Annotated in this window: 25 protein-coding genes and 1 pseudogene; 16 read left to right on the forward strand and 10 right to left on the reverse strand. The window is 60.8% G+C overall.

Going from position 1 to position 26,276, the window contains the following annotated elements:
* Window positions 1–24: 24 nt before the first annotated feature.
* Together AC1MEW_RS24865 and AC1MEW_RS24870 are read left to right on the forward strand one after the other, a co-directional pair.
* A complete protein-coding gene (locus tag AC1MEW_RS24865) occupies window positions 25–690 on the forward strand; it encodes a CoA transferase subunit B (RefSeq protein ID WP_090182831.1) in 666 nt (221 codons plus the stop codon).
* A gap of 11 nt (window positions 691–701) precedes the next feature.
* Window positions 702–1,883, forward strand: a complete 1,182-nt coding sequence (locus tag AC1MEW_RS24870; protein ID WP_201255253.1) for an acetyl-CoA C-acetyltransferase — start codon at window positions 702–704, stop codon at window positions 1,881–1,883.
* Between the two features lie 298 nt (window positions 1,884–2,181).
* Here AC1MEW_RS24870 and AC1MEW_RS24875 read toward each other — a convergent pair.
* Window positions 2,182–2,784, reverse strand: a pseudogene (locus tag AC1MEW_RS24875) (NADPH-dependent F420 reductase).
* A gap of 112 nt (window positions 2,785–2,896) precedes the next feature.
* On the opposite strand from AC1MEW_RS24875, the gene AC1MEW_RS24880 reads away from it, so the two are divergent.
* Window positions 2,897–3,790: a LysR family transcriptional regulator gene (locus AC1MEW_RS24880; RefSeq protein WP_480423909.1), complete on the forward strand. Its 894-nt coding sequence runs from the start codon at window positions 2,897–2,899 to the stop codon at window positions 3,788–3,790.
* A 137-nt stretch (window positions 3,791–3,927) separates the two neighbouring features.
* On the opposite strand, the gene AC1MEW_RS24885 is transcribed toward AC1MEW_RS24880, so the two are convergent.
* Window positions 3,928–5,250, reverse strand: a complete 1,323-nt coding sequence (locus AC1MEW_RS24885) for an Nramp family divalent metal transporter (protein ID WP_480423911.1) — start codon at window positions 5,248–5,250, stop codon at window positions 3,928–3,930.
* A gap of 191 nt (window positions 5,251–5,441) precedes the next feature.
* The gene (locus AC1MEW_RS24890) at window positions 5,442–5,975 is read right to left on the reverse strand and encodes a chalcone isomerase family protein (protein WP_201255249.1); all 534 of its coding nucleotides are present in this window, start codon (window positions 5,973–5,975) and stop codon (window positions 5,442–5,444) included.
* Window positions 5,976–6,139: 164 nt separating this feature from the next.
* Here AC1MEW_RS24890 and AC1MEW_RS24895 point away from each other — a divergent pair, with 164 nt between their 5' ends.
* The 3 genes from AC1MEW_RS24895 (at window position 6,140) to AC1MEW_RS24905 (ending at window position 8,464) form a co-directional block, all read left to right on the forward strand.
* Window positions 6,140–6,925 (forward strand): hypothetical protein, encoded by a 786-nt coding sequence (locus AC1MEW_RS24895; RefSeq protein WP_480423913.1) that lies wholly within the window; start codon window positions 6,140–6,142, stop codon window positions 6,923–6,925.
* Between the two features lie 80 nt (window positions 6,926–7,005).
* Window positions 7,006–7,680 (forward strand): glutathione S-transferase family protein, encoded by a 675-nt coding sequence (locus AC1MEW_RS24900; protein WP_322268089.1) that lies wholly within the window; start codon window positions 7,006–7,008, stop codon window positions 7,678–7,680.
* A 220-nt stretch (window positions 7,681–7,900) separates the two neighbouring features.
* The gene (locus tag AC1MEW_RS24905) at window positions 7,901–8,464 is read left to right on the forward strand and encodes a DcrB/PsbP domain-containing protein (RefSeq protein WP_480423915.1); all 564 of its coding nucleotides are present in this window, start codon (window positions 7,901–7,903) and stop codon (window positions 8,462–8,464) included.
* Window positions 8,465–8,475: 11 nt separating this feature from the next.
* On the opposite strand, the gene AC1MEW_RS24910 is transcribed toward AC1MEW_RS24905, so the two are convergent.
* The 3 genes from AC1MEW_RS24910 to AC1MEW_RS24920 form a co-directional block, all read right to left on the reverse strand.
* Window positions 8,476–9,195 carry an alpha/beta hydrolase gene (locus AC1MEW_RS24910; RefSeq protein ID WP_201255245.1) on the reverse strand — a complete coding sequence of 240 codons (720 nt, stop codon included), beginning with the start codon at window positions 9,193–9,195 and terminating at the stop codon, window positions 8,476–8,478.
* Between the two features lie 181 nt (window positions 9,196–9,376).
* A complete protein-coding gene (locus AC1MEW_RS24915; RefSeq protein ID WP_480423917.1) occupies window positions 9,377–10,489 on the reverse strand; it encodes a M14 family metallopeptidase in 1,113 nt (370 codons plus the stop codon).
* A gap of 199 nt (window positions 10,490–10,688) precedes the next feature.
* Window positions 10,689–11,471 (reverse strand): ABC transporter substrate-binding protein, encoded by a 783-nt coding sequence (locus tag AC1MEW_RS24920; protein WP_201202514.1) that lies wholly within the window; start codon window positions 11,469–11,471, stop codon window positions 10,689–10,691.
* 343 nt (window positions 11,472–11,814) lie between these two features.
* Between AC1MEW_RS24920 and AC1MEW_RS24925 the strand changes: the two genes are divergently transcribed.
* Entirely contained in the window at window positions 11,815–12,459 is a 645-nt protein-coding gene (locus AC1MEW_RS24925; RefSeq protein WP_322268086.1) for a type 1 glutamine amidotransferase, read from the forward strand.
* 172 nt (window positions 12,460–12,631) lie between these two features.
* Here AC1MEW_RS24925 and AC1MEW_RS24930 read toward each other — a convergent pair whose 3' ends face one another.
* Complete coding sequence (locus AC1MEW_RS24930; RefSeq protein ID WP_201255243.1) at window positions 12,632–13,057, reverse strand: rhodanese-like domain-containing protein; 426 nt, start codon at window positions 13,055–13,057, stop codon at window positions 12,632–12,634.
* 101 nt (window positions 13,058–13,158) lie between these two features.
* Between AC1MEW_RS24930 and ftrA the strand changes: the two genes are divergently transcribed.
* Window positions 13,159–14,133 carry a transcriptional regulator FtrA gene (gene ftrA / locus AC1MEW_RS24935; protein ID WP_322268085.1) on the forward strand — a complete coding sequence of 325 codons (975 nt, stop codon included), beginning with the start codon at window positions 13,159–13,161 and terminating at the stop codon, window positions 14,131–14,133.
* 118 nt (window positions 14,134–14,251) lie between these two features.
* On the opposite strand, the gene cobF is transcribed toward ftrA, so the two are convergent.
* Complete coding sequence (gene cobF, locus AC1MEW_RS24940; protein ID WP_480423920.1) at window positions 14,252–15,007, reverse strand: precorrin-6A synthase (deacetylating); 756 nt, start codon at window positions 15,005–15,007, stop codon at window positions 14,252–14,254.
* The gene (locus AC1MEW_RS24945; RefSeq protein ID WP_201255242.1) at window positions 15,007–15,579 is read right to left on the reverse strand and encodes a histidine phosphatase family protein; all 573 of its coding nucleotides are present in this window, start codon (window positions 15,577–15,579) and stop codon (window positions 15,007–15,009) included. Before AC1MEW_RS24945 ends, cobF begins: the two co-directional genes overlap by 1 nt.
* Window positions 15,580–15,921: 342 nt before the next feature.
* On the opposite strand from AC1MEW_RS24945, the gene AC1MEW_RS24950 reads away from it, so the two are divergent.
* The 8 genes from AC1MEW_RS24950 to AC1MEW_RS24985 all read left to right on the forward strand — a co-directional run bounded on the left by AC1MEW_RS24950 (window position 15,922) and on the right by AC1MEW_RS24985 (window position 24,348).
* Entirely contained in the window at window positions 15,922–16,776 is an 855-nt protein-coding gene (locus AC1MEW_RS24950; protein WP_201202498.1) for a MurR/RpiR family transcriptional regulator, read from the forward strand.
* A gap of 2 nt (window positions 16,777–16,778) precedes the next feature.
* Window positions 16,779–17,423 carry a cysteine hydrolase family protein gene (locus tag AC1MEW_RS24955; protein ID WP_201202496.1) on the forward strand — a complete coding sequence of 215 codons (645 nt, stop codon included), beginning with the start codon at window positions 16,779–16,781 and terminating at the stop codon, window positions 17,421–17,423.
* Entirely contained in the window at window positions 17,420–18,751 is a 1,332-nt protein-coding gene (locus tag AC1MEW_RS24960; RefSeq protein WP_480423922.1) for a type I glutamate--ammonia ligase, read from the forward strand. Before AC1MEW_RS24955 ends, AC1MEW_RS24960 begins: the two co-directional genes overlap by 4 nt.
* The gene (locus AC1MEW_RS24965) at window positions 18,735–19,487 is read left to right on the forward strand and encodes an N-formylglutamate amidohydrolase (RefSeq protein WP_201255241.1); all 753 of its coding nucleotides are present in this window, start codon (window positions 18,735–18,737) and stop codon (window positions 19,485–19,487) included. The genes AC1MEW_RS24960 and AC1MEW_RS24965 overlap by 17 nt, the downstream gene beginning before the upstream one ends.
* Window positions 19,488–19,564: 77 nt before the next feature.
* Complete coding sequence (locus tag AC1MEW_RS24970) at window positions 19,565–20,914, forward strand: APC family permease (protein ID WP_201202490.1); 1,350 nt, start codon at window positions 19,565–19,567, stop codon at window positions 20,912–20,914.
* Between the two features lie 120 nt (window positions 20,915–21,034).
* The gene (locus AC1MEW_RS24975; RefSeq protein WP_480423925.1) at window positions 21,035–22,051 is read left to right on the forward strand and encodes an arginine N-succinyltransferase; all 1,017 of its coding nucleotides are present in this window, start codon (window positions 21,035–21,037) and stop codon (window positions 22,049–22,051) included.
* 61 nt (window positions 22,052–22,112) lie between these two features.
* A complete protein-coding gene (gene astA / locus AC1MEW_RS24980) occupies window positions 22,113–23,147 on the forward strand; it encodes an arginine N-succinyltransferase (protein ID WP_201202487.1) in 1,035 nt (344 codons plus the stop codon).
* Window positions 23,148–23,478: 331 nt separating this feature from the next.
* Complete coding sequence (locus AC1MEW_RS24985) at window positions 23,479–24,348, forward strand: isocitrate lyase/PEP mutase family protein (protein ID WP_123513478.1); 870 nt, start codon at window positions 23,479–23,481, stop codon at window positions 24,346–24,348.
* Between the two features lie 397 nt (window positions 24,349–24,745).
* Here AC1MEW_RS24985 and AC1MEW_RS24990 read toward each other — a convergent pair whose 3' ends face one another.
* Entirely contained in the window at window positions 24,746–25,987 is a 1,242-nt protein-coding gene (locus AC1MEW_RS24990) for a M20/M25/M40 family metallo-hydrolase (RefSeq protein WP_480423928.1), read from the reverse strand.
* Window positions 25,988–26,276: the final 289 nt, after the last annotated feature.

The following is a 26,276-nucleotide window of genomic DNA, read 5'->3' on the forward strand; positions in this document are numbered from 1 at the left end:
GGCCCGAATGAAGGAATAACAACAATGGCACTTTCCCGCGAACAAATGGCTCAACGCGTCGCCCGCGAAATGCAGGACGGCTTTTACGTGAACCTGGGCATCGGCATCCCGACCCTGGTCGCCAACTACATCCCTGAAGGCATGGAAGTCATGCTGCAGTCGGAAAACGGCTTGCTCGGCATGGGTCCTTTTCCGACCGAAGAAACCATCGATGCCGACATGATCAACGCCGGCAAACAAACCGTGACAGCACGTATTGGCGCTTCGATTTTCTCCTCGGCCGAGTCCTTCGCGATGATCCGCGGAGGCCATGTCGACCTGACCGTACTGGGCGCCTTTGAAGTAGACGTGGAAGGCAATATCGCCTCGTGGATGATCCCCGGCAAACTGGTCAAGGGCATGGGCGGCGCGATGGACCTGGTGGCCGGCGCAGACAACATCATTGTCATCATGACCCACGCGTCCAAGGACGGTGAGTCCAAGCTGTTGTCCAAATGCAGCCTGCCGCTGACCGGCGCCGGCTGCATCAAGCGTGTGCTGACCGACCTCGCCTACCTCGAAATCAAGGACGGCGCGTTCATTCTCAAAGAACGTGCGCCGGGCGTTAGCGTCGAAGAAATTGTCGCCAAGACCGCCGGTAAACTGATCGTGCCGGATCACGTTCCGGAAATGCAATTCGCTGCCCAGTGAGGAATTTTTCCATGCAAGACGTCGTTATTGTTGCCGCCACCCGTACCGCCATTGGCAGTTTCCAGGGTGCCCTGGCGGGTGTGTCCGCCGTTGATCTGGGCGCTGCGGTGATCCGTCAGTTGCTGGCGCAAACCGGGCTGGACCCGGCTCAAGTCGATGAAGTGATCATGGGCCAGGTGCTCACCGCCGGTGCCGGGCAAAACCCTGCACGCCAGTCGGCGATCAAGGCCGGCCTGCCGTTTACCGTGCCGGCGATGACCCTGAACAAGGTCTGCGGCTCGGGCTTGAAAGCCCTGCACCTGGCGACCCAGGCGATTCGCTGCGGCGATGCCGACGTGATCATTGCCGGCGGCCAGGAAAACATGAGCTTGTCCAACTACGTCATGCCCGGTGCGCGCACCGGTCTGCGCATGGGGCACGCGCAAATCGTCGACACCATGATCAGCGACGGTCTGTGGGATGCGTTCAACGATTACCACATGGGCATCACCGCTGAGAACCTGGCGGACAAGTACAACCTGACCCGCGAGCAACAGGACGCTTTCGCCGCGGCCTCCCAGCAAAAAGCCACGGCCGCCATCGAATCCGGGCGTTTTGTCGATGAGATCACGCCGATCCTGATCCCGCAGCGCAAGGGCGATCCGCTGTCCTTCGCCACCGACGAACAGCCACGGGCCGGCACCACAGCCGAGTCCTTGGGCAAACTGAAACCGGCCTTCAAGAAGGACGGTTCGGTGACCGCCGGCAACGCCTCGTCGCTGAACGACGGCGCCGCTGCGGTGATCCTGATGAGCGCCGAAAAAGCCAAGGCCCTCGGCCTGCCGGTACTGGCGAAAATCGCTGCTTACGCCAACGCGGGCGTCGACCCGGCGATCATGGGCATCGGTCCGGTATCGGCTACCCGTCGTTGCCTGAGCAAGGCCGGCTGGTCGATTGACCAACTGGACCTGATCGAAGCCAACGAAGCCTTCGCCGCGCAATCCCTGGCAGTGGCCAAGGACCTGGAATGGGACTTGAACAAGGTCAACGTCAACGGCGGCGCCATCGCGCTGGGCCACCCTATCGGCGCGTCGGGTTGCCGAGTGCTGGTGACTTTGCTGCATGAAATGATCAAGCGTGACGCAAAAAAAGGCCTCGCCACCCTGTGCATCGGTGGTGGTCAAGGCGTGGCACTGGCGATCGAACGGACTTAAAGCGTTCAACAGACGGCGCGGGGACCCACGAATATCCGTTCGCCGTCTGGCAACACCCCGGTGCTTCTGAGCCGCTGATTAGCTTTTTGTGGCGAGGGAGCTTGCTGTGGCGAGGGGGCTTGCCCCCGTTGGAGTGCGTAGCGCTCCCAAAAATCTTCGACTATTACAGAGATTTTGGGGCTGCTGCGCAACCCAACGGAGGCAAGCCCCCTCGCCACAAAAGCTCCTTCGCCACAAGTGATCAGCGTCTGTGAGAGCGGTGTAGCTTCAGATGCACCGGGTTCTTTTTGCCTGGCATTCAGCCAAACTTCACCAGATTCAAAATCGGCAACGGCCCACCCGGGAACTGCGCCAGCCGTGCCCCGACACTCAGCGTCCCGAGGTCGATCCCTCAGAACCCCAGCCGCTCAATCAACTCCGCCACCTGAGCTTTCGCCTCGGCATCATCGCCCGAGAAAAACAGCACGCGCTTGCCGCCCTCCGCTGCCGGATCGCGATCCAGCAACCGAGCCACCAAGTGATTGAACGCCTTCACCACCCGCGCCCCCGGCACCCATTCGGCAAACACTTCGCTGGACGCGCGACCCTGCAAATCCCCCGCTTTATACGACGGCACCTCAATCGAGTTGTTGGCATCGATCACGATCCGTCCGGCAAAGTCCGGCAGGCCTGCCAGCGCCGTTGGCAGTTTCGGCCAGTTCACCGCGACCAACACGATGTCTTGCGCAGCCGCTTCTTCGCGAGTGCCGGCACGGGCGGTTGGTCCTAGTTCTTCCACCAGCGACGTCAGGGTATGCGGGCCACGGCTGTTCGCGATGACAAATTCGATGCCTTGACGGGACAGCGCTTTGGCGAAGACTGTACCGATAGCGCCAGCGCCGATGATTCCAATAGTGCTCATGATTGTTCACTCCAAGGGGTTGTCGTTGGAGTCGATACTGCGCTTGCCATTAGCACTTGATTAGCCGGTAATGGCTTGAATCATTTTCAAGCATTGCTAACAGGTGCCTGCCATGGAAACCCTCGCCAACCTCGAATCCTTTGTGCGCAGCGCCGAAACCGGCAGCTTTTCTGCCGCTGCGCGATTGCTCGCACTGACCCCCGCCGCCGTCAGCCGCAACGTGGCGACGCTCGAACGCAACATGGGCGTGCGGCTGTTCCAGCGCTCGACGCGCAAGCTGTCCCTGACCGAGGCCGGGGACAGCTTTCTGGCAAGCATCGGCGGCAATCTGGAGGCATTGCAGGCAGCGATCAGCGCGGTGAGCAGTGATCGCGGCGAGCCGGCGGGGGTGCTCAAGGTCAGCCTGGCGCCGACCTTTGGGATCGGCCAAGTGTTGCCGCTGCTGCCGGTTTTTCTGGCGCGTTATCCGTTGATCCGGCCGGAATGGCACTTCGAAAATCGCCAGGTGAACCTGATTGCCGAAGGTTATGACGCGGCCATTGGCGGTGGTTTTGAACTGACGCCCGGGGTCATCTCTCGCCGGCTGGCGACGGCGGATATCGTCGCCGTCGCCTCACCGGCTTACCTGGCCGGGCGCACCCTGCCCGCCAACCCGGCGGACTTGCTCGAACACGCCGGCATCGTGATGCGCGGCATGCGCACCGGGCGGATTCGTCAGTGGGTGATGCGCGATGGGGCCGGTCGTGAAGAGAGCGCTGTGCTGAACGAAAACATCGTCCTCAACGACCCGGCGGCGATGCGCGAAGCCGCCCTGCTTGGGCTGGGAGTGACGCTGCTGGTGCTGCCCGATGTGGTCACGCAGATCCACCGCGGTGAGTTGGTGCGCTTGCTGCCGGGCTGGCACGCGGATGCGGGGCCGATCTCGCTGTACTACCCGAGCCGCACGCTGATGCCGGCCAAGACCCGGGTGTTTATCGATTTTGTGGTTGAAGCGTTTGGTGGGTAAACCGCGTTATCGTTCTTCGCGAGCAAGCCCGCTCCCACAGTGGATTGGGGTGTACACAGATTTTGTGTTCGCTGAAGATCCACTGTGGGAGCGGGCTTGCTCGCGAAGAGGTCAGCCCAGTCAACACACTTTCAGCGTCAAACCACCAACTGCAAAATCAACCAGGCATTCGCTGCACTGATCACCCCAAACAACCCCCACGCCAACACCCGCGTCGGCAGCCGATTCACAAACGGCCCCATCAGTTTCTGGTCGTTGGTCATGCTGATCAACGGGTACAACGCAAACGGCAGTTGCAGGCTCAGCACCACCTGACTCAACACCAACAGCTTGCCAATCGCGTTGTCGCCCATCAGCCACACGCCGATGAACGCCGGGATCAGCGCCAGCCCGCGAGTAATCAAACGCCGCTGCCAGCAAGGAATCCGCAGGTTCAGGTAACCCTCCATGATCACCTGCCCGGCGATGGTCCCGGTGAAGGTCGAGCTCTGCCCCGAGGCCAGCAGCGCGACGCCAAACAGCACGCTGGCCAAGGCCCCGCCCACCAGCGGATCGAGCAGGTGATAGGCGTCCTGGATGTCCACCACATCGCCATGCCCGGTGGCGTGAAACGCAGCCGCCGCCAGAATCAGAATCGCCGCGTTGACCAGCAACGCCAGGGCCAGGGAGCCGATGGTGTCGATGCGCGCCAGTTTGACCGCGTCCTGCTTGCTGGCCAGGTCGTGGCCGATCATCCGGGTTTGGACGATCGAGGTGTGCAAGTACAAGTTATGCGGCATCACCGTGGCCCCGAGAATGCCGATAGCGATGTACAGCGGCGCCGCATCGCCGATGGCCGACAATGACGGCGTGAAGCCACGGGCGACGTCCGGCCAGTAGGGTTTGATCAGCATCAGCTCGACGAAGAAACACACGCCAATGGTGGCGACCAGTACCAGCATGATCGCTTCGAGCCGGCGGAAGCCACGGTTCTGCAAGGCCAGCACCAGCAGCGTGTCGAACGCGGTCAGCGCGATGCCGAAGGTCAGCGAGCAGCCGAGCAACAAATGGAATGCCAGGGCGCAGCCAAGCACTTCGGCCAGATCCGTGGCGATGATCGAGATTTCCGCCAGAATCCATTGCGTGCGGGCGGTGCGAGTGCTGTAGCGCTCGCGGGATAATTGCGCCAGGTCACGCCCGGTGGCGATGCCCAGTCGCGAACACAAACACTGCACGACCATCCCCGCCAGGCTCGCCAGCAACACCACGAACAACAAGCTGTAGCCAAAGCGCGAACCGGCCTCGATGGCCGTCGCCCAGTTGCCCGGGTCCATGTAGCCGATCGACACCAGCAAGCCCGGGCCGGCAAAGCGCAGCAGGCGCTTGAAGAACGTAGCGCTGGGGTCAACGGCAACACTGCCGGCCACTTCCGGCGGGCAAAACGGCGCCGTGGCGACTTTGGGCAAAAAACTGAAGTTCACGCAAACATCCGTCGACAGGTGGAAAGGCGCAGCTTAGACGTTCCGACCACTCCCAGGCTATACACCACCCGGCGTAGGAGCTGCCGAAGGCTGCGATCTTCGGCCATTTCAATCTCGCCAAAGATCAAGATCAAAAGATCGTCCGAACGCGGCCCGAGCCTTCGGCAGCTCCTACGGGGATCGCGATTTCCTCAAGGCTTGGCGGTGCCCAATAATTGCTGGCGCAACTCTGGATTGCGGGTGCGCGGGTCGAGCCAGATGTCAAAGAAGGCTCGGGCGAATTGCGGGTCTTTCACTTCGTGTTGCAACTGCTGGCCGACAAAGAAGCGTGCGCCCTGCCCCGGCAAATACACCCCGGTGATGCGGGTGCCCGCCTGGACATCGACGAACGACTGCTGCATCTGGATCTGCCAGCCGGCCAGTTGTTCAGCGCTGACCGAGGAGCCGGACAACCGTTTGATTTCATCGACGCTGGCCTTCACCAGATCGTCCCGGGAAATATTGCGCTGGTAGATCAGCTCCAGAGCAAATGGCTGGTCCGGCGCCAAGGGCCGCGCCGCACTCCAGAGCCGGGCGTTGTAGACGTCAAAACCGAACACCCGAAACTCACCGGCACCCACGATCTGCGCGCCGGGCAGTGCGTCTTGCCAACTGGCCAGCGCGTGCGTGCCGAGCAACACGAGCAGCCAGAGACTGTGACGAAGGCGCGATGGTGATCTGTTCATGATGGCTCGATGTACGCTGAAGACCTCTTTAAAACTTATACGCTAAAGGCTGTTCTGGACAATTTCTGAAAACCTATTTTTGTATACAAAACCCATAAACCCCTAGAGCAATCCATCGCCCGCGATGCTAACGTGGCCGCCTCACACAGGTCGGAGGTGCGTGCGTGCTGATGCTCAAACTGCTGGTGATTCCCGGGTTTCTGCTGCTGATTTCCTTGGCGGGCAAACGTTGGGGGCCGAGCGTGGCCGGTTGGTTGTCGGGGCTGCCGGTGGTGGTCGGGCCGATTCTGTTTTTCCTCGCCATTGAACAAGGCCAGGTGTTTGCCGCCCAGGCCGCGACCGCCGCGCTCTCAGCGATGTTCGCGATGATTGCCTTCTGCGTGACGTACGCCCAAGTCGCTCAACGAACCGGTTGGCCGTGGGCGCTGGCGACGTCCATGCTGGTGTGGGCCACGGCGGCCATCGTGCTGTCGCTGATCCCGCCGTCCCTGACGTTCTCGGTCATCGCCGCCGCCACTGCCCTGCTGGCGGCGCCGTACCTGTTTCCGTCGGTCCAACCGATTGTTTCAGGGGTAAAGCCCAAGTCCGACAAACTGCTGCTGCGCATGGTCGCCGGGGCTTTGCTGACGTTGGCCGTCACGTTACTGGCCAGTACCGTGGGCGAGCGCTGGAGCGGATTGCTCGCGGTGTTCCCGGTACTCGGCAGCGTGATGGCGGTGTTCTCCCAACAAACCCGCGGTCCGGCCTTCACTGCCGCGCTGTTGCGCGCCACCGCCACTGGCATGTACTCGTTCGCGGCGTTCTGCCTGGTGCTGGCGCTGACATTACCCCGCCTCGGTTTGAGCGCATTTGCCCTTGGGGTGGCGGTGTCCGTGGGCATGCTCGGGGTGACCCGGCGTTTGTTGGCGAAACCGGCACCCACCACTCGTTCGATAACTTCGAACGAGTAGACCAACAACCTCGTACGTCAATCGAACGGGTTTCGCCCACCATCAGCCTCAGTTCAAACCCACTGACTGAGGCCTACCCCATGAAATTCTTTTTCCACCCTTCGCCCAACCCGATGAAAGTCGCCCTGCTGCTGGAAGAGCTGCAAACGCCCTATGAGTTGATCGGCGTTGATACCTTCAAAGGCGAACAACACCTGCCGGGGTTCCTGGCGATCAACCCGAACGCCAAGGTCCCGGCCTTGGTGGACGGCGACGCCACGGTGTTCGACTCCCAGGCGATCCTCCTGCACCTGGCGCAAAAACATCAGCGCTTCCTGCCGACTTCGGTGGCCGGTCAGGCTGAGCTGCTGTCCTGGTTGATGTTCATCGGCACCGGCCTGTCGCCGTTCTCCGGTCAAGCCGTGCACTTCCTGCACCACGCGCCGGAAGACCTGGCCTACGCGAAAAACCGTTATCTGAAAGAAGTCGAACGCCACTACCGCGTGCTCGACCAGCGCCTGACCGATCATCAATACCTGGCCGGCGACAGCTACAGCATCGCCGACATGGCGCTCTGGGGCTGGGCCAACTACGCGCCGTACGTCCTCGGCGAAAACGGTCTGGCGGCGTACCCGAACGTCAAGCGCCTGTTCGACGAAATCAGCGCCCGCCCGGCGGCCCAGCGTGCTCACGGGTTGAAGGAACAACTGGTGCTCAAGGCTGAGTTCGATGAAGAAACCCGCCGCAATCTGTTTCCGCAAAATCAGGTGCAATAACCCGATTGAGCTGATCAGTTACATCCCCTGTGGGAGCGGGCTTGCTCGCGAAATCGGTGGTTCAGTCAACATGGGCATTGACTGACACGACGCCTTCGCGAGCAAGCCCGCTCCCACAGGTTTTTGCGTTTGAACAGACAGCTGCGGAATTCGGGCTGGAGTGACCCACAACCTCCATGGGATGATCGCCACCTAGCGCGACCATCCCTGGAGAGTTCCGATGTCATTGTTCAGTAAAAAAGCCGTTGTCCTGTTGCTGACGGCGGTTGCCAGCCTGGGGGCCGTGACTGCTTATGCCGCCAAGGCCACCGGCGACGCGGCGCCCGCCAAGGTTTCGATGCTCGGCGGCAAGTTCACGTTCACCCTGCCCAAGGGCTTCGTGGCCAACCCGCTGCCGTCCGGCGCGACCGGCGCAACGGGCACCATGTACGCCAACGAGGCCACCAAAACCGTGGTGATCGCGGCTGAAAACAATCTGCCCCCTGGTGTCACCGTCAAGGACAACGACGGCGATTTCCTCGACAACACGGCGTCCGAATTCGATGCGGCACAACGCAAGGCCCTGCCGGACTTCAACAAGTTGAGCGAAAAAAGCCTGACCCAGAAAAGTACCGGCCTGGGTTTGCGCCAGGTTGACAGCACCGCCACTCAGGGTGGCGGCAAGACCCTCACCTCCACGCTGATGGCCGGCTCCGGCAACAGAATGGCGGTGATTCAGATCATCTCGCGCCCGAACGACAAGGCAGCTCACGACACACTGGTCAACCAGATCACCGGCAAGTAACCCCGTTCGAATCAGGGGTTGAGCCGCAGCAACCAGGCGTTCAAGTCCTGAATCTCGGCAGCGCTGATGTTGTGGCCCAAGCCTTCGTAGCCATGGAATTCTGGCTTGAGTGACAGGTGCTGCAACAGGCTGTCGGCGTCAGTGCCGTCGACGTAAGGCAAGCGTTTGTCCACGGTGCCATGACCGATGAAAATCGCCAGTTGTTGGCGTTTTTCATCCGGTTTTTTGAGCTCGGATTTGAGCACCGGCAGAATCCGCCCGCTCAACGCGGCAATCCCGCCCACGGCCTCCGGATGACGCAACCCCACCTCGTAGGACATGATCGCGCCCTGGCTGAACCCCACCAGAAACACCTTGTTGGCGTCGGTGTGATACTTCTTCGCCGCTTGAGCGATGAAATCCAGCAACACCTGCCCGCTGGTCTTCAGATCATCGGTCTCACCGTTGTAGGCGCCTTCGCCCTTTTTGCGAAACCACTGATAACTGTCCTCATCCAACGCCACCGGTGCCTGCACCGACAGGTAGTTGTACTGCGCCGGCAAGTCATCCTTGATCCCGAACAGGTCCCGCTCGTTACTGCCGTAACCGTGGAGAAAAATCACCAACGGCTGGTTGTGCGAATCAGGGTTGGCTTGCTCCAGGTATTTGAGCGGCAGATCAGTGTGCAACGGGGTTTCAGCGTGGACCGTGGCGGACGCCAGGAGCATGAACAGAGCGAGAAACTTAAGCATAAATCTTCCTTCACAGGGCGCAGGATTCGGGGGATACCCTAACATCGAGCGGCGAGCCTGGGGATTTTCGGTGTTACGGATGCCGTCTTCGCGAGCAAGCCTGCCCCCACATTGGAACGCGATCAACTGTGGGAGCGGGCTTGCCCGCGAAGAGGCCGGGACAAACAGCGAAGATGCTGGATCAGTCGTTAGTCAACTTCCCAACCCGAAACGGCTCACGCCCGGCAACTTTCGCCTGCCACGTCCCCGGCTCGGTGTAGCGCCCCCGATCAATCGCAAACAGCACGCCACTGGTCCCTGCCTTCACGGTCGTTACCCGGTCGTTCAACGGGTCGACCACTTCAAACAGCGCATCGCCCTGCTCCACCCATTCACCGGCCTCGCGCAGGAAGCTGACCACGCCGTGGTGCGGGGCGAACAGGTACTCGGTGCCGGCGAACGGCATACCTTCGCAGCACTCGCTCGGGGCTGCAGGCCAGGTGCCTTTGATGAAGCCGTGCTCGGCGAGGAACCCCAGAATCGCCTCGCAATTGGCCTGGGCCTGATCGACCCGGGTGTCGCCCATGCTGCCCAGTTCCAGCGTCGTCGCCAGGTTGGCGGGTGGGATCGCCGCCTCAGGGAAGGCCCGTGCCAAACGCAGCCATGGCGTCGAACAGGATTCATCGAACGAGCTGCCGCCCGAGTCTTCGCACAACAATGCCACGCCCGCCTTCAAGCGCGCCGCCAGGGATTGCCACTGCGGCCAGTGTTGCGGCAAGGCGTAGATGTGAATCGCTGCATCGAAGTCGCAATGCAAATCCAGAGTGATATCGGCATCGCAGGCATGACGCAGCAGCAAGCGGTGCATGGCTTCCAATTGCGACGCCGGTGCCGGCAAGTCGTCGAGCACCTGGCCCATGGTCTGGCGAATCAGCGCGATGTTGGCTTCGGCATCCTCGCCCAACTGAGCACCGATCAGCGCGGCCACCGGTGCGCTCAGTTCGACGAACGCGCGGTTGAAGTTTTTGCCGCTGCCCAGTTCGAAACGGCCCATATGGGCGCCTTGCAAATGCTGATCGAGGCCGATCGGGTTGGCCACCGGCACCAATTCGATTACGCCCTGCAACTGGCCCTGGGCTTCGAGTTCGGCCAGGCGCTTCTTCAGCTCCCAGGCCGTGCGCATGCCCGGCAGTTCGTCGGCGTGCAGGCTGGCCTGGATATAAACCTTGCGGGCGCCCGCGCCATAACGAAACACGCTGAGGCTGCGCTCGGTGCCCAGATGACTCCAGGGCAGTGGATGGTCGATGCGTTGCATGGGAACTCCGATAGTCAGAACGATGAGATCCACTGTGGGAGCGGGCTTGCTCGCGAAGGCGTCGTGTCAGTCAGTATTGATGTTGCCTGACACACCGCTTTCGCGAGCAAGCCCGCTCCCACAGGTTCCTCTTCTGAGGAAGATTGGCATAAAAAAGTGGCCACCGCGTCAACGGTGGCCACTTTTTTAAACGGCTGGGTTACTCGCCGCCGTACACATCAAAGTTGAAGTACTTGTCCTGCACTTGCTTGTACTTGCCGTTGGCACGGATCTCGGTGATAGCGGTGCTGAATTTGTCAGCCAGCTCCTTGTCACCCTTGCGCACAGCGATACCGGCGCCGCCACCGAAGTACTTGGCGTCTTCGTAGGTCGGGCCGACGAACGCGAAACCTTTACCGGCGTCGGTTTTCAGGAAACCGTCGTCCAGGTTGACCGAGTCCGCCAGCATCGCGTCGAGGCGGCCGGAGACCATGTCCAGGTTGGCTTCCTGCTGGGAGCCGTAACGCACCAGGACAATCCCGGCCGGTTGCAGCACTTCAGTGGCGAAGCGGTCGTGGGTACTGGCACGCAGCACACCGACTTTCTTGCCCTTGAGTTCGGTCAGCGGGTCCTTCACGTCGGTGCCTGCCTTCATCACGAAGCGCGCCGGGGTGTGATAGTACTTGATGGTGAAGTCGACGTTTTTCTTGCGGTCGTCAGTGATGGTCATGGACGACAGGATCGCGTCGATTTTCTTCACTTTCAGGGCCGGGATCAGGCCGTCGAACTCTTGCTCGACCCACACGCACTTCACTTTCATCTGCTCGCACAGCGCGTCGCCGATGTCCACGTCGAAACCGGTGAGTTTGCCGTCAGGGGTTTTCATCGAGAATGGCGGGTAACCGGCTTCGATACCGATGCGGATCGGCTTGGCGTCTTCGGCCACGGCGGTCAGGGACAACATCGACAGTGCCAGGGCACCGAACATCACTAGCTTCTTCATTTATAACTCCTGTGTGCGGAGGCTTTTATTGGCAGCTTTCGATTGGCAGTTTCGGTGTGTGAGAACCGAAGTGGCCGGCAGTCTATTGCGGCTGCCGCAGGGCAAATTGTTCCTAAGCGACAAATATTTATAGAAAAGTGGTTCGTCGATTGGACTGTTTAGAAGCGTGCGCCACTGCGGTGCAAGGACTGTAGGACAAGACCCGATTTTGGATAAAACCTACAGAATTTTGGCTCTGATCCGACTGAATAGTCGCAAAGAAAACCGGCGCTGAGTGTCACTGGCGATGAAGGCTGTTTTGCGGCACATTGAGCGCCACCTGCCCCCGCTTAAGAGAACTGTGATGCCCGAATTGAACCTGATCCAGCACCACCCTGCCGAAGGTCCCGGTGCGATTGCCGAATGGGCGAAGCTGCGCGGGATCACGCTGAAGGTTTTTCGCGCCGATCTTGGGCAGTTGCCGTCGGTGAGTGCGGGGCCGGTGGTTCTGTTGGGCGGGCCATACGAATCCAACGCTGGGCCAGAGTGGCTGGAGAATGAACGACAGTGGCTGGCGGCCAGTCTGGATCAAGGCGCGGCGGTGTTTGCGATTTGCCTGGGGGCACAGTTATTGGCCTTGAACCTGGGCGGGAAGGTGCGGCGCATGGCCGACACGGAAACGGGCTGGACGTTGGTGACGTTCACTGATGGCCAGGTGCTGAAGGTGCTGGAATGGCACGAAGATGCAATCGATTTGCCGCCCGGCGCGCAGTTACTGGCCAGCAGTGAGGCGTGTGAGCAGCAGATGTATCGGGTCGGGCCGACGCGAGTGGGGTTGCAGTTTCACCCGGAGTGGGATGCCGAGTCGGTGGTGATGCTCAATCAGCATTTTGGCGAGGAATCGCCGTTGCCACGGGATCAGGATGACAGTGCTGCGCATGCGGCGGTGTTTGAGTGGTTGCGGGGGGCGCTGGATGGCTGGTGGGCTGACTCATCAACCCAACGCTAAACCCACGATCAAACCCTTGTGGTGAGGGGGCTTGCCCCCGTTGGAGTGCGCAGCGCTCCCCAAAAATCCTGGACCGTTACCGAGATTTTTGGGGCGGCTTCGCCACCCAACGGGGGCAAGCCCCCTCGCCACAGAAGCTCTCTATCCACAATTGATTAGCGGTATTTGATGATCAGCATTCACAACCGATTGACGTCGGCACCCCCTCGACACTCAACTCAAACCCCTCATCCAGCCACCCCGTCACCCCGCCAATCATCTCTTTGACCGGGTAGCCCAACGCCGCCAGTTTCACCGCGGCCTTGTTGGCACCGTTGCAATGTGGTCCGGCGCAATACACCACAAACAAAGTGTTTTTCGGATAAACCGCCAAACCATCAGCCTTCATCAAACGCCCCGGAATATTGATCGCCCCCGGCACATGCCCCCGCTCAAAAGCCAGCGGGCCGCGCGTGTCCACCAACACAAAATCCACCTCGCCGGCCTGTTGGCTGCCATAGACGTCGGAACAATCGGTTTCAAAGGTCAGGCGATTGCTGAAATGCATCAGGGCAATGGCCGACGGGGCTGCAGAAATCTCGCGAACAAGGCTGGTCATGGGCTGTACTCCAAAGTCTCGGTGGGTGTAGGCAGACTTTATCTACCCGTCACTTGCCGCTAAAGTGGCGTACAAGACACCTACCGGGAACTTTCCGCCAAATGCTGCCCAACCCTGGATTAGTCGCGATTCTTGCCTACGACGGCCTCTGCACTTTCGAGTTCGGCATTGCCGTGGAGATCTTCGGCCTGGCCCGGCCGGAGTTCGATTTCCCTTGGTATGAACATCAGATCGTCGCCGTGGATGAAGGCCCGATGCGCGCCATGGGTGGCATTCAGGTGCTGGCGGACGGTGGCATGCCACTGCTGGAACGCGCCCGAACCGTCATCGTGCCCGGTTGGCGCGATCGTCAGGCACCGGTGCCTGAGGCGCTGCTCGGCGCACTCCGTCAGGCCCATGCCCGAGGCGCGCGGTTGTTGTCGATCTGCTCCGGGGTGTTCGTGCTGGCGGCCACTGGCCTGCTGGACGGTCACCGCGCCACTACCCATTGGCGCTACACCACGGAACTGGCCGAGCGCTTTCCGAACATTCAAGTCGACCCGGACGTGCTGTATGTCGATTCGGGTCAGTTGATCACCTCGGCCGGCAGCGCTGCCGGTATCGACGCCTGTCTGCATTTGGTGGCGCGGGACTTTGGCACTCAGGTGGCCAACTCGGTGGCGCGGCGACTGGTGATGTCGCCGCAGCGCACCGGCGGTCAGGCGCAGTTTATTCCTACACCGGTCAGTCCAACGCCGCGCAGTGATTTGTCACGTGTCATGCAGTGGGCGCGGGAGCGTTTGCATGAACCGCTGGAGGTGCGCGACCTCGCCAGTGAGGCGGCAATGAGTGAACGCACCTTTCTGCGCCGCTTCACCGAAGCCAGCGGCCAGTCGCCGAAGACCTGGTTGCAGCATCAACGCCTGGCCCGGGCCCGGGAGTTGCTGGAAAGCACCCGCCAGAACACCGAGCAGATTGCCGAGCATTGCGGGTATCGTTCGGTGGAGAGTTTCCGGGTGGCGTTTCGCAGCGTGGTCGGGGTGCCGCCGTCGGTGTATCGGGAGCGGTTTGGGCGCGGGGTACAAGCCGTTTTTTGAGGTGTTCTTGCGGGCCTCTTCGCGAGCAAACCCGCTCCCACATTAGGTCTGTGTCGTTCACAAAACCAATGTGGGAGCGGGCTTGCTCGCGATGGCGTCCAACCAGACACCGCCAAACTCAAGGCTTGCGCAACAAATAGGTATCCATAATCCACCCATTCGCCAACCGCGCCGCCTTGCGCACCCGTTCAATCTCATCCGCCACATCCTTGAGCTTGCCGCTGATAAGGATTTCATCCGGCGTGCCCAAGTAAGCCCCCCAGTAAATCTCCGTCTCCTGATCCGCCACCCGATGGTAGGAATCTTCCGCATCGAGCATCACCACCAGGCTATCCGCATCACTCACCTGCCCCGCCGCCAGCCGCCGGCCCGTGGTGATTTCAATCGAGCGCCCGATGCGATTCAACGGCACCTTATGTTGCGCCGCCAACGCCTGAACGCTGGTGATTCCGGGGATCACTTCGAACTCAAACTCGCAGTGCCTCGAGGCCAGAATCGCCTGCAAGATACGCACGGTGCTGTCGTACAACGCGGGGTCGCCCCACACCAGGAAACCGGCGCACTGGCCGTCAGTCATTTCCTCGTTGATCAGCCGTTCGAAGGTGTTCTGCTTGGCCAGGTTCAGATCCTCGACACTGGCCTTGTAGTCTACGTCGCCACGCTCGCGTTCCGGGCTATGGGCTTCGACGAAGCGGTAGTCGCGATCGGTGATGTAGCGCTCACAGATGTCACGCCGCAGATCGATCAACTTGTCTTTGCTCTGGCCCTTGTCCATGAGGAAAAACACGTCCGCCCGATTCAGCGCCTTTACCGCCTGCATCGTGATGTAGTCCGGGTTGCCGGCGCCAATGCCGATCACCAGCAAAGTTTTCATCAAAACGCTCCTTCAGCCTCAGTGCTCATCAAGCGTAGCCGCCAGCGCCCGGTGAACCGCAACTCGATGGTCGACAACGGCTCAACGTCGATCAGGTTGAATGCGGTGCTCTGCAGCACATGCGCCAGCGCGGCGCGAACCACGTAAGGGTGGGTGATGGCGACGATGTGGCCCGGTGTCGCCTCCAACGTTGCCAGCCACGCCGCCACCCGCTCACCGAGTTGCACCACCGATTCGCCGCCGTGGGGGGCAGAATGCGGGTCTTCCAGCCATGCCACGAGCGTATCGGGTTCGGTTTTTTGCAGATCGGTGATTCGCACACCTTGCCAGCGGCCAAAATCGCAGTCCCTCAAGGCCTCGACCACTTGCGCATCACTGCCAAACAGTTCAGCGGTCTGGCGGGTTCGGGCTTCGGGACCACACAGCAGGCGCGGCGCGACCTTGGAAGATCCGCGACGGGAACACTTCGCCGATTGCCAAACCATTTCCACTGGCTCATCTGTAGGAAAACGCGCCAGTTTTTGTGCGACGGTTCGCGCGTGGCAAATCAAGGTCAAACGGGTCACCTGCACGGAAAATCACCCTGTTGTTGAATATGTGAAACGGCAAAACGCCGCAAACAATCGGCCAATTGTGCCGTAAGACGGGCCTTTGAGGGCGTTTCATTTGGCTCAATTGCCTCGGGCAGACAGCCTATTTCAATCATGAAAAACGGTAATCTCCGACACCGCTATGGGCAATATCCTACAAGCCCTGTCGACATCCACGTAGGGCCCATGGCACGGGGGTTTCGCCCCGTTTTGGGGCCTGACACTGGCGTGCAAAAATTCACTAGACATGTAGTGTGAGTTACATAAATACTGTTTTAGTGAATTGTGAAATGAAACCGACACACCCATCCAGCAGGAGCCCGGATGCCCCCTCTTAGAGACCTGATCACCGATCCCGGCCTGGACCTTACGCCTTCGGAACGCAAAGTCATCCGCGCCTTGCTGGACCAGTACCCGCGTAACGGACTGGGCCCGATGTCGCGATTGGCCGAGCATGCCGGTGTCAGCGACCCGACCATTGTGCGACTGGTCAAAAAACTTGGCTTTAGCGGTTACGCCGAGTTCCAGGACGCGTTGCTCAGCGACATGGACCACCGCTTGCGCTCCCCAAGCACCCTGTTGCAACCCCGCGCCCACCTGCAAAAAGATGATCCGTGGAGCCATTATCTGGCGGAAACCCATCGCTCCATGGTGGAAACCCAGGCCCTGACGCAACCTGAAGATGTACGGATTCTGGTGGAATGGTTGCTCGACGCTCGCCATCAAGTGCATTGCTTCGGCGGGCGTTTCAGCAGTTTCCTCGCCCACTATTTGCTCAACCATTTGCGCCTGCTGCGCCCCGGCTGTTTTGCCCTGGAAGACAACGCCCAGTTGCCGGACCGACTGTTCGACGTACAGCGCCAGGACGTGGTGCTGGTGTTCGATTATCGCCGCTACCAGTCCCAGGCCTTGCGGGTGGCCAGTGCCGCGAAAAATCGCTATGCGCGGGTAGTGCTGTTCACCGACATCTATACCTCGCCGTTGCGGGAAATGGCCGATTTGATCATCAGCTCGCCGGTGGAGTCGGTCTCGGCGTTCGACACCCTGGTCCCGGCGCTGGCGCAGGTTGAAGCACTGATTGCTTGCCTGACCTTGCGCAGCCCCGATCTGGCCGATCGCCTGGAAGGCATCGATGCCCTGCGTTCTGAATTCGACACCCATCTACTGGAGGAAAAATAAGGATGTTTACGCTCCCCCACCGCTCGCCGCGCGACCTGCCTTTTGTCACCGACCACACCGCGCTGTTGCTGGTCGACATGCAACGGGCCTGGCTCGAACCGCAGTTCGACCCGCACCTCAACGACCCTGACGCTGAATATTTCCTGACCCGCACCCACATGCAGGTAGTGCCCAATCAGCGGCGGCTGCTCAGCGCCTTTCGCAGCGCCCGGCAGAACGTAGTACATACCCTGATCGAAAGCCTCACCGCCGATGGCCGCGACCGTTCCCTGGACCACAAACTCTCGGACATGCACCTGCCCAAAGGATGCCCGCAGGCGCGAATCATCGAGGACCTGACCCCGGAAGAAAACGAAGTCGTGCTGCCGAAAAGCTCCTCGGGGGTCTTCAACTCCACCAACATCGACTACGTGTTGCGCAACCTCGGGGCGCGGCATCTGGTCATCGCCGGCATCGTCACCGACCAGTGCGTCGACATGGCGGTGCGTGACGCCGCCGACCGTGGCTACCTGGTGACGCTGGTGGAAGACGCCTGCGCCACTTACACCCCGGAACGGCATCAGGCCTGCCTCAACGCGATCAAAGGTTATTGCTGGATTACGGACACGCAAACCGTGCTCGCCCGTCTGCAGGAGATGCAGCCATGAGCGCGCGCCTGCTGCCCGTCCCGATGACCACGATTGTCACCACCGACCTGATCGGCGTGACCCGCGGTCGCTCCTTTCCCACCGATGAGCTGGAGCAGTATCAAGCCGCCGGTATCGGTTGGGTGCCCGCCAACAGCGCACTGACCCCGCAAGACGTCATCGCCTCGGCCAGTCCGTGGGGCGCTTACGGTGACTTGCGATTGATTCCGGACATGGGCAGCCGGGTGACCGTCAGCAACGGCCCGGACGCCAATGCCCCGCCTCTGGACTTCATCCATGGCGACCTCTGCGAAACCGATGGCCGGCCGTGGGCCACATGCCCGCGCACCCTGCTGCGCAACGAAGTGGAACGTTATAGGGCCGAGTTGGGGGTGCAGGTCAACGCCGCGTTCGAACACGAATTCAACCTGGACAGCGGCGATGCCGATTGTCGGGCGTTCTCCCTTGAAGCCCAGCGCCAGGGTGCCGAATTCGGCGGCTGGTTGCTCAGCGCTTTGCGCGCGGGTGGCGTGGAGCCGGAGATGTTCCTGCCGGAATACGGCAAGCATCAATACGAAATCACCTGCCGCCCGGCGCTCGGTGTCGCCGCCGCCGACCGTGCGGTGAACGTGCGCGAAATCACCCGGGAAGTCGCTCGGCAAATGGGCGTGGACCTGAGCTTCGCGCCGAAGACCACCGAACATGCAATGTGCAACGGTGTGCATTTGCACATCAGCCTGCAAGACCTCGCCGGGCAACCGCTGCTGTACGACGCCGGCACCACCAATGGCCTGTCGACCCTCGGCCAGCACTGGGCCGCCGGGATCCTGCATTACTTGCCGGCTCTCTGCGCCATAACCGCGCCGACGCCGGTGTCCTACAAGCGCTTGCTGCCCCATCACTGGAGCGCTTCCTATGCCTGCCTCGGCCAGCGCAACCGCGAAGCGGCGCTGCGGATCTGCCCGACGGTAACCCTGGGCAGTAAATCCGTAGCCGCGCAGTACAACCTCGAATTTCGTGCCATGGACGCCACCGCCTCGCCGCACCTGGCCATGGCCGCACTGCTGATTGCCGGACGCCTGGGCATCGAACAACGCCTGGCACTGAATGCAATCACTGATGAAATCCCCGATGCCCTGAATGAAGAACAACGCCAGGCCCGGGGCATTGTTGCCCTACCCGCCTCTCTGCCCCAGGCCCTGGACTGCCTGCGCAACAGTGAGGCGCTGATCGAAGCGTTGCCCAAGGCACTGCTCGACTCTTATTTCGCCCTGAAAACCGAGGAACTGACGCTGACGGAACAGCTCTCGCCCGCCGACCTTTGTGAGCACTATGCCCGTCTGTACTGAACCTGCTGAACTTGGGCTCTACACCAAGCCCCCGTACACCTTGATCCGGGAAGCCTCCGAGCACCCGCTGATTCTGGTGTGCGAACACGCCAGCCGTTTTATTCCGCCGGCGTTGAATGATCTGGGTTTGAGCTTTGAAGCCGCCCGTGAGCACATCGCCTGGGACATCGGTGCCCTGGCGCTGGCTGAGCGCTTGTCCGAAACCCTCGGCGTGACGCTGCTGGCGGCCAACTACTCACGGCTGTTGATTGACCTCAATCGCCCACGCCATGCCCCGGACAGCATTCCGGGTCAGAGCGAGATTTATCAGGTGCCGGGCAACCAGCAACTGAGTGAAGCCACCCGGGAGTACCGCCGGGAAACGTTGTTCAAGCCGTTTCACACCCGCTTGCAAAGCCTGATCGACGAGCGCGTGGCGCAAGGGCGAGCAGTTCGAGTGGTGGGGATTCACAGTTTCACCCCGATTTATTACGGTCAGCCCCGGTTGCTGGAAGCCGGCGTGCTGTTTGGCGGGGCCCGGAATTACGCCCAACGGGTGATCGACGGGTTGAGCCGGCATTCGAAGAAAGTGGCCGGCAATCAGCCGTACAAGATAGACCCTCTGGGGGACATGACCGTGCCGGTGCACGGCGATGCTCGCGAGCTGGAATCGGTGTTGATCGAGGTGCGCAACGATCTGCTGCGCACGCCCGAGGCAATTGAACGCTGGAGCGGATACCTCGCCCCCTTGCTGTAGGAAAAAAGTAAACGTTGTGCGCTGTAGCGGAATAAAAACTAAAAGTTGCCCGATGGAATGACCAGGAGAGACGCTTCATGGAAATAGAAGAATTCGGCTACAAGCAGGAGTTGAAACGTAGCCTGACACTGACGGATCTGGTGGTGTACGGGATGATCTTCATGATCCCCATCGCCCCGTTCGGTGTTTATGGCTACGTCAACGCCGAGGCGCCCGGGATGGTGCCGCTGGCCTACATTATCGGCATGGTGGCGATGCTGTTTACCGCCCTCAGCTACGGCAGCATGGCCAAGGCTTTTCCGATTGCCGGCTCGGTGTATTCCTACGCACAACGCGGCTTGAATCAACATGTCGGCTTTATTGCCGGTTGGTTGATGCTGCTTGATTACCTGCTGATCCCGCCGCTGCTGTACGTGTACGCGGCCATGGCGCTGAATCACCTGTACCCGGATATTCCGAAAGTCGGTTTCATCCTGGCGTTCCTGGTCAGTGCGACGTTTGTAAACCTGCGGGGCATCACCTTCACCGCACGGATGAACATCGTCTTTCTGCTGGCGCAACTGGTGGTGCTGGGGATCTTCCTGTTCTACGCCTGGAATGCCCTGCACAACGGCGGCGGTCACGGTGAGTTGACCTTGGCGCCGCTGTACAACCCCGAAACGTTCAACTTCGCGCTGCTGATGCAAGCGGTGTCGATTGCAGTACTGTCGTTCCTTGGCTTCGATGCGATTTCCACCCTGGCCGAAGAGATCAAAGAGGACCCGGGCCGCAGTGTTGGCAAGGCTGCGCTGATTACCCTGGTGGTGATGGGCGTGATCTTCGTGGTGCAGACCTGGATCGCCACCGATCTGGCTGCCGGCATGGGTTTCAAATCCGCTGACACCGCGTTTTATGAAATTGCTGAAATTGCCGCTGGCAGCTGGCTGGCAACCCTTACCGCCGTGGCCACGGCCCTGTCCTGGGGTGTGGCGGTGGCCATCACTTCGCAATCGGCGGTATCGCGGCTGATATTCGGCATGGCACGGGACGGCAAACTGCCGAAAGTGCTGGCCAAGGTCCATCCAAAATACAACACGCCGCACATCAGCATTTACCTGGTGGCCGTGCTGTCGCTGGTGATTTGCTACCTGTTCATCAACTCGGTGGACACCCTCACCTCCCTGGTGAACTTCGGCGCGTTGAGTGGCTTCATGCTGCTGCACCTGACCGTGATCAACTACTACTGGCGCCGGCAGAAATCCGGCCAGGTGATCCGTCACCTGCTCTGCCCGGTGGTCGGCTTCATCATCGTCGCGGCCATCATGTACAACATGGGCGTCGATGCACAAAAGCTCGGTTTGATCTGGATTGCTCTGGGTCTGGTCTATTTGTTCTTCCTGAACAAGCTGGGCGCCAGCACGTCGTTGCCGGACCCGAGCAACGTCTGACAACAAAAAGGGCGGCGTCTGACAACAAATCAGGCGACCGCTGCTTTAACGCGTGGACACCGACAGTGATAGTCAGGTTCGACGGCAAACCGCCGAACCCTTTGATACAGGAGTACATCCATGCTGGTCTTACGCCCAGTCGAGTTAACCGACCTGCCCCAGTTGCAACAACTGGCCCGCGACAGCCTGGTGGGCGTCACGTCCCTGCCGGACGATAGCGAACGCCTGCGCGAGAAAATTCTCGACTCCTGCGCCTCGTTCGACAAAGACGTACAAGGCAACGGCCCGGAGAACTACTTTTTCGTCCTCGAAGACCTGGCCAGCCAACGTCTGACCGGGTGCTCGGAAATCCTTGCCACCGCCGGTTTCAGTGAGCCGTTCTACAGCTTGCGCAACCGCCACTTCACCAGCACCTCACGGGAACTGAACATCGAGCACGGCGTGCCGGCGCTGTCGTTGTGCCACGACCTCAGCGGCCACACCTTGCTGCGCGGCTTTCACATTGATGCGGCACTGGTGCGCACGCCGTTTTCCGAGTTGTTGTCACGGGCCCGGCTGCTGTTTATCGCGGCTCACTCCGCGCGTTTTTCAGAGGCGGTGATCACCGAAATCGTCGGGTACAGCGACGATCAGGGCCAGTCGCCGTTCTGGGATGCCCTGGGCAAACACTTTTTTGACCTGCCTTACGTCGAGGCCGAGCGACTCTGTGGCCTGGAGAGCCGGACCTTCCTCGCCGAACTGATGCCGCAATACCCGATCTACGTGCCGATGCTGCCTAAAGCGGCGCAAGAGTGCATTGGCCGGATTCACCCCGACGGCCAGGAAGCGTTCGACATCCTGGAGCGCGAAGGCTTTGAAACCAACAGCTACATCGACCTGTTCGACGGCGGCCCGACGCTGTATGCGCGTACCGCGAACATTCGCTCTATTGCCCACAGCCACACCGGCACCGCGCAGCCCGTTGAGACCATCGACGCCCGTGGCAGTTACCTGGTGAGCAACGATTCGTTCAAGGATTACCGGGCCATCATCACCGAACTGGACTACACCGCCGGACAACCGGTGGGCTTGAGCGCCGACCTGTGCGCCGCCCTGAACGTCACCGACGGCAGCCCGATCCGGCTGATCGCCCTGTGAGCATCACCGGGACCCGTGCCCAACGACAGCGCCCGAGCACGCGCGCAAAAGGAGCTGCATCATGATTGTCCGCCCGGTTCACATCACCGACCTGCCCGCCTTGCTGACGCTGGTGCAACAGGCAGGCCCCGGGTTCACCACCCTGCCGGCGAACGAAGATCGCCTGGCCCACCGCGTGCGCTGGTCCCAGCGGACCTTCGCCGAACAGGTCGAACGTGCCGACGCCGATTATCTGTTCGTGCTGGAGGACGACGAGCAACGCGTGGTCGGGGTCAGTGCCCTGACGGGGGCCGTCGGCATGCGAGAGCCCTGGTACAACTACCGGGTCGGGCTGACGGTCAGTTCGTCGCCGGACCTGGGTATCCAGAAGCATATTCCGACCTTGTTCCTGAACAACGAAATGACCGGCCAATCGGAACTCTGCTCGCTGTTCCTGCGCCCCGATCAGCGCTACGGCAACAACGGTCGATTGCTGTCGTTGGGGCGGTTGCTGTTCGTCGCCGAATTCCCGCAGCTGTTTGGCGACAAGCTCATCGCCGAACTGCGCGGCAGTGCCGACGAACAAGGCTGCTCGCCGTTTTGGGACAGTCTGGGCCGGCACTTTTTCAAGATGGATTTCAGCCACGCCGATCACCTGTCGGGGCTGGGCAACAAATCGTTCATCGCCGAACTGATGCCCCGCCAACCGCTGTACACCTGTCTGCTTACCGAACAGGCTCAGGCTGTGATCGGCAAGGCTCACCCGAACACGCAGACGGCGCTGAAGATCCTCAATGCCGAAGGTTTTGCCCACAAGGACTACATCGACATCTTTGATGGCGGACCGGTGATTGAAGCGCAGGTCTCGAAAATCCGCACCGTGCGTGACAGCCAGTCGCTGGTGCTGGGCATTGGCACCCCGGACGAACAGGCCCCGGTGTGGCTGATCCACAACCAACGCATGGAAAACTGCCGCATCACCACCGCCAAGGCGCGGCTGGTGGGCAACAGCCTGATCGTCGACCGCCTCACTGCCAAGCGTCTGCAGCTGCAACCGGGGAATTCGGTGCGGGCAGTGACGCTGTTGAATCAGGCGCAGCAGGCGGTGGCGGCCTGATCCCCCGCCTTTGTGGCGAGGGAGCTTGCTCCCGCTGGGCTGCGAAGCGGCCCCAAAACCTGCCACCCCATTTTTCAGACACACCGCGTTTGCTGAATTTACGACTGCTGCGCAGCCGAGCGGGAGCAAGCTCCCTCGCCACAGGTCATGCGTCGCTCATCTCTTTAGTGACCGGCATTAGCACAAGCTCCCGTGCCACAAGGAGCGGTATCGTTTCACCTGTCTGAAAATTCGTCATCCTCCTGACCCCGCCCGCGTGATAGCCTTTTATTCCTTCGGCGTTGACACTTTTGCTCAAGCCCTTCCATTCCAATGCAGTGGTGGAACTCATATGTCCAGGCTTTCCCATCAAGATTTGCGCCGTAACTTTCGCCAATTGCTGGCTTCCGACACCTGTTACCACACCGCTTCGGTGTTCGACCCTATGTCGGCGCGTATTGCCGCAGACCTGGGTTTTGAAGTCGGGATCCTCGGTGGCTCGGTCGCATCGTTGCAGGTACTGGGCGCCCCGGATTTCGCACTGATCACCCTCAGCGAATTCGCTGAACAGGCCACCCGTATTGGCCGCGTGGCCCAACTGCCGGTCATCGCCGACGCTGACCACGGCTACGGCAACGCCCTGAACGTGATGCGCACCATCGTCGAACTCGAACGCGCCGGCATCGCCGCGCTGACCATCGAAGACACCCTGCTGCCGGCCCAATTCGGCCGCAAGTCCACCGATTTGATCGGCGTCGCTGAAGGCGTCGGCAAGATTCGCGCAGCGCTGGAAGCCCGAGTCGACAAAGAAATGGCGATCATCGCCCGCACCAATGCGGGGATCCTGCCGATCCAGGAAATCATCAGCCGCACCCAGCAATATCAAAACGCCGGGGCCGACGGGATTTGCATGGTCGGCGTCCAGGACTTCGACCAACTGGAAAAAATCGCCGAACACCTGAGCGTGCCACTGATGCTGGTCACCTACGGCAACCCGGCGCTGCGCGACGATAAACGCCTGGCGGAACTGGGCGTGCGGGTCACCATCGACGGCCATGGCGCGTACTTTGCGGCGATCAAGGCGACTTACGACAGCTTGCGTGAACAGCGGCAGATCTTTACCCAGGCGTCGGATTTGAGCGCGACCGAGTTAACGCATACCTATACGCAGCCAGAGGATTACATCCGCTGGGCGGAAGAGTTTATGCGCGTTAAAGAGTGACCGTTTGGCGGGTATGCCGGGGTGAACTGACAGGACGCCTTCGCGAGCAAGCCCGCTCCCACAGTGAATTAATGTTGAACATACATTTTGTGATCAACACTGACTCCATGTGGGAGCGGGCTTGCTCGCGAAAGCGTCAGCCGCAACACCGCTAAGCCGAAGTTTTAAACCCCGCCTCCCGCTGCACCGCCCGCGCTTGAACCACATCCGTTCTAATTCACCAACACCACAAATCCCTGTGGCGAGGGAGCTTGCTCCCGCTTGAGTGCGCAGCACTCACAAAAATCTGCGCTGATGGTCAGAATTTTGGGGCCGCTACGCAGCCCAGCGTCGGATCGCCGCCCGGAGCAAGCTCGCTCGCCACAGGTCAGTGTTTGCCTGAATGACCTGCGCCCACTTACCGCTTCGCCAACTCCATAATCATCCGTGACAACAAGTAAATCCGCGGCGTCACGCTCTCCACCTCGGCATATTCCTCCGGCGTGTGAATACCGCCGCCGACGATCCCGAACCCATCCAACGTCGGCGTCCCCACTCCCGCAGAGAGGCTCGCATCCGCCGCCCCGCCGCTACCTTCTTCGGTCAACTTGCGGCCAATTTCGCCGTAGATCCCCTGAGCCATGGCCATCAAGCGATCCGACTCTTTCGTCTGCGGCATAGGCGGCAAGCCGCGTTGCAGGGTGGTGGTGACTTCGGTATCCGGAATCAACTTGTCCTGGGACACCCGCGCCAGGTCCTTCTCGATCCGGTCGAACTCTTCCGGCACCGCCGCGCGCACATCGGCCTTGGCGATGGCTTGATCCGGGATCACGTTGGTGCGGTCGCCAGCCTTGATCACAGTGAAATTGATGGTGGTTTTTTTCGCTTCGTCGCCCAATTTGCCCAGTTGCAGAATCTGGTGCGCCGCTTCCATCGCGGCGTTGCGGCCCAACTCCGGCGCGACGCCAGCGTGGGCGGCTTTGCCCTTCACTTCGACCACTGCGGTGGCGCTGCCTTTGCGCCACACCACCAGGCCATCGGCCGGGCGACCCGGTTCGAGGTTGAGGGTCACGTCGTGGGCCTTGGCGGTTTTCTTGATCAGGTCGGTAGCGACCTCAGAGCCGGTTTCTTCACTGGCATCCAGCAGGAAAGTGATCTGGGCATAGTCCTTGAAGTCGAGATTTTTCAGGGCTTTCAGCGCGTAGATCCCGGCGACGATGCCGCCCTTGTCGTCCATCACGCCCGGCCCGTAGGCGCGACCGTCCTTGATGTGGAACGGACGCTCAGCGGCCGAGCCTTCCTTGAACACGGTGTCCATGTGCGCCATCAACAGGATTTTTGCCTTGCCGGTGCCTTTGAGCGTGGCGATCACATGGCTGCTTTTATCCGGGGTGTTCGGTATCAGTTCGATGCTGAAGCCGAGTTTTTTCAGCTCGTCGACGGCGATATCGCGGACCTGGGTCAAGCCAGGTTCATAGCCGGAGCCTGAGTCGATGTTGACCAGTTTTTCCAGTAGCTGCAGGGCTTCAGCCTTGTATTGCTCGGAGTCGGCAAGAACTTGCTTGTGGGGTTCGGCGAAGGCTGCGGGAGCGAAAGCGCCGAGGGCGAGGGTCAGGGCGAGGCTGGTGGCCAGTGGGGAGCGAGAGAGTTTGAACGTCATGAATCAATCCTTGTTTCGTGTCGGGGGGTGAAAAACACCCTACCTGACTGCGGCGCAAGGCTCTATACCGGATGCGACACTGAGCGTTCGGCTTTGGACCGAGGTGCGGCCATCGCGAGCAGGCTCGCTCCCACAGGGAACTGTGTACTACACAGATTTTGTGTTCAACCTCGGTCAAATGTGGGAGCGGGCTTGCTCGCGAAGGGGGCCCTGATATCCAGCATTGATGTCGACTGACACACCGCTTTCGCGAGCAAGCCCGCTCCCACAGGGATTTGCTGTGAATCAG

The sequence above is a fragment of the Pseudomonas sp. ASL4 genome (genome assembly GCF_056680395.1).

What these genes read in the sequence shown, in the direction of transcription:
- AC1MEW_RS24865 (WP_090182831.1), top strand. Translation starts at nt 25, where the DNA reads ATGGCACTTTCCCGCGAACAAATGGCTCAACGCGTCGCCCGCGAAATG.
- AC1MEW_RS24965 (WP_201255241.1), top strand. Translation starts at nt 18,735, where the DNA reads ATGCCCGTCTGTACTGAACCTGCTGAACTTGGGCTCTACACCAAGCCC.
- astA (WP_201202487.1), top strand. Translation starts at nt 22,113, where the DNA reads ATGATTGTCCGCCCGGTTCACATCACCGACCTGCCCGCCTTGCTGACG.
- AC1MEW_RS24890 (WP_201255249.1), bottom strand. Translation starts at nt 5,975, where the DNA reads ATGAACAGATCACCATCGCGCCTTCGTCACAGTCTCTGGCTGCTCGTG.
- AC1MEW_RS24950 (WP_201202498.1), top strand. Translation starts at nt 15,922, where the DNA reads ATGCCCCCTCTTAGAGACCTGATCACCGATCCCGGCCTGGACCTTACG.
- AC1MEW_RS24990 (WP_480423928.1), bottom strand. Translation starts at nt 25,987, where the DNA reads ATGACGTTCAAACTCTCTCGCTCCCCACTGGCCACCAGCCTCGCCCTG.
- AC1MEW_RS24975 (WP_480423925.1), top strand. Translation starts at nt 21,035, where the DNA reads ATGCTGGTCTTACGCCCAGTCGAGTTAACCGACCTGCCCCAGTTGCAA.
- AC1MEW_RS24920 (WP_201202514.1), bottom strand. Translation starts at nt 11,471, where the DNA reads ATGAAGAAGCTAGTGATGTTCGGTGCCCTGGCACTGTCGATGTTGTCC.
- AC1MEW_RS24915 (WP_480423917.1), bottom strand. Translation starts at nt 10,489, where the DNA reads ATGCAACGCATCGACCATCCACTGCCCTGGAGTCATCTGGGCACCGAG.
- cobF (WP_480423920.1), bottom strand. Translation starts at nt 15,007, where the DNA reads ATGAAAACTTTGCTGGTGATCGGCATTGGCGCCGGCAACCCGGACTAC.
- AC1MEW_RS24900 (WP_322268089.1), top strand. Translation starts at nt 7,006, where the DNA reads ATGAAATTCTTTTTCCACCCTTCGCCCAACCCGATGAAAGTCGCCCTG.
- AC1MEW_RS24880 (WP_480423909.1), top strand. Translation starts at nt 2,897, where the DNA reads ATGGAAACCCTCGCCAACCTCGAATCCTTTGTGCGCAGCGCCGAAACC.
- AC1MEW_RS24955 (WP_201202496.1), top strand. Translation starts at nt 16,779, where the DNA reads ATGTTTACGCTCCCCCACCGCTCGCCGCGCGACCTGCCTTTTGTCACC.
- AC1MEW_RS24930 (WP_201255243.1), bottom strand. Translation starts at nt 13,057, where the DNA reads ATGACCAGCCTTGTTCGCGAGATTTCTGCAGCCCCGTCGGCCATTGCC.
- AC1MEW_RS24905 (WP_480423915.1), top strand. Translation starts at nt 7,901, where the DNA reads ATGTCATTGTTCAGTAAAAAAGCCGTTGTCCTGTTGCTGACGGCGGTT.
- AC1MEW_RS24960 (WP_480423922.1), top strand. Translation starts at nt 17,420, where the DNA reads ATGAGCGCGCGCCTGCTGCCCGTCCCGATGACCACGATTGTCACCACC.
- AC1MEW_RS24985 (WP_123513478.1), top strand. Translation starts at nt 23,479, where the DNA reads ATGTCCAGGCTTTCCCATCAAGATTTGCGCCGTAACTTTCGCCAATTG.
- AC1MEW_RS24870 (WP_201255253.1), top strand. Translation starts at nt 702, where the DNA reads ATGCAAGACGTCGTTATTGTTGCCGCCACCCGTACCGCCATTGGCAGT.
- AC1MEW_RS24970 (WP_201202490.1), top strand. Translation starts at nt 19,565, where the DNA reads ATGGAAATAGAAGAATTCGGCTACAAGCAGGAGTTGAAACGTAGCCTG.
- AC1MEW_RS24925 (WP_322268086.1), top strand. Translation starts at nt 11,815, where the DNA reads ATGCCCGAATTGAACCTGATCCAGCACCACCCTGCCGAAGGTCCCGGT.
- AC1MEW_RS24910 (WP_201255245.1), bottom strand. Translation starts at nt 9,195, where the DNA reads ATGCTTAAGTTTCTCGCTCTGTTCATGCTCCTGGCGTCCGCCACGGTC.
- ftrA (WP_322268085.1), top strand. Translation starts at nt 13,159, where the DNA reads ATGCTGCCCAACCCTGGATTAGTCGCGATTCTTGCCTACGACGGCCTC.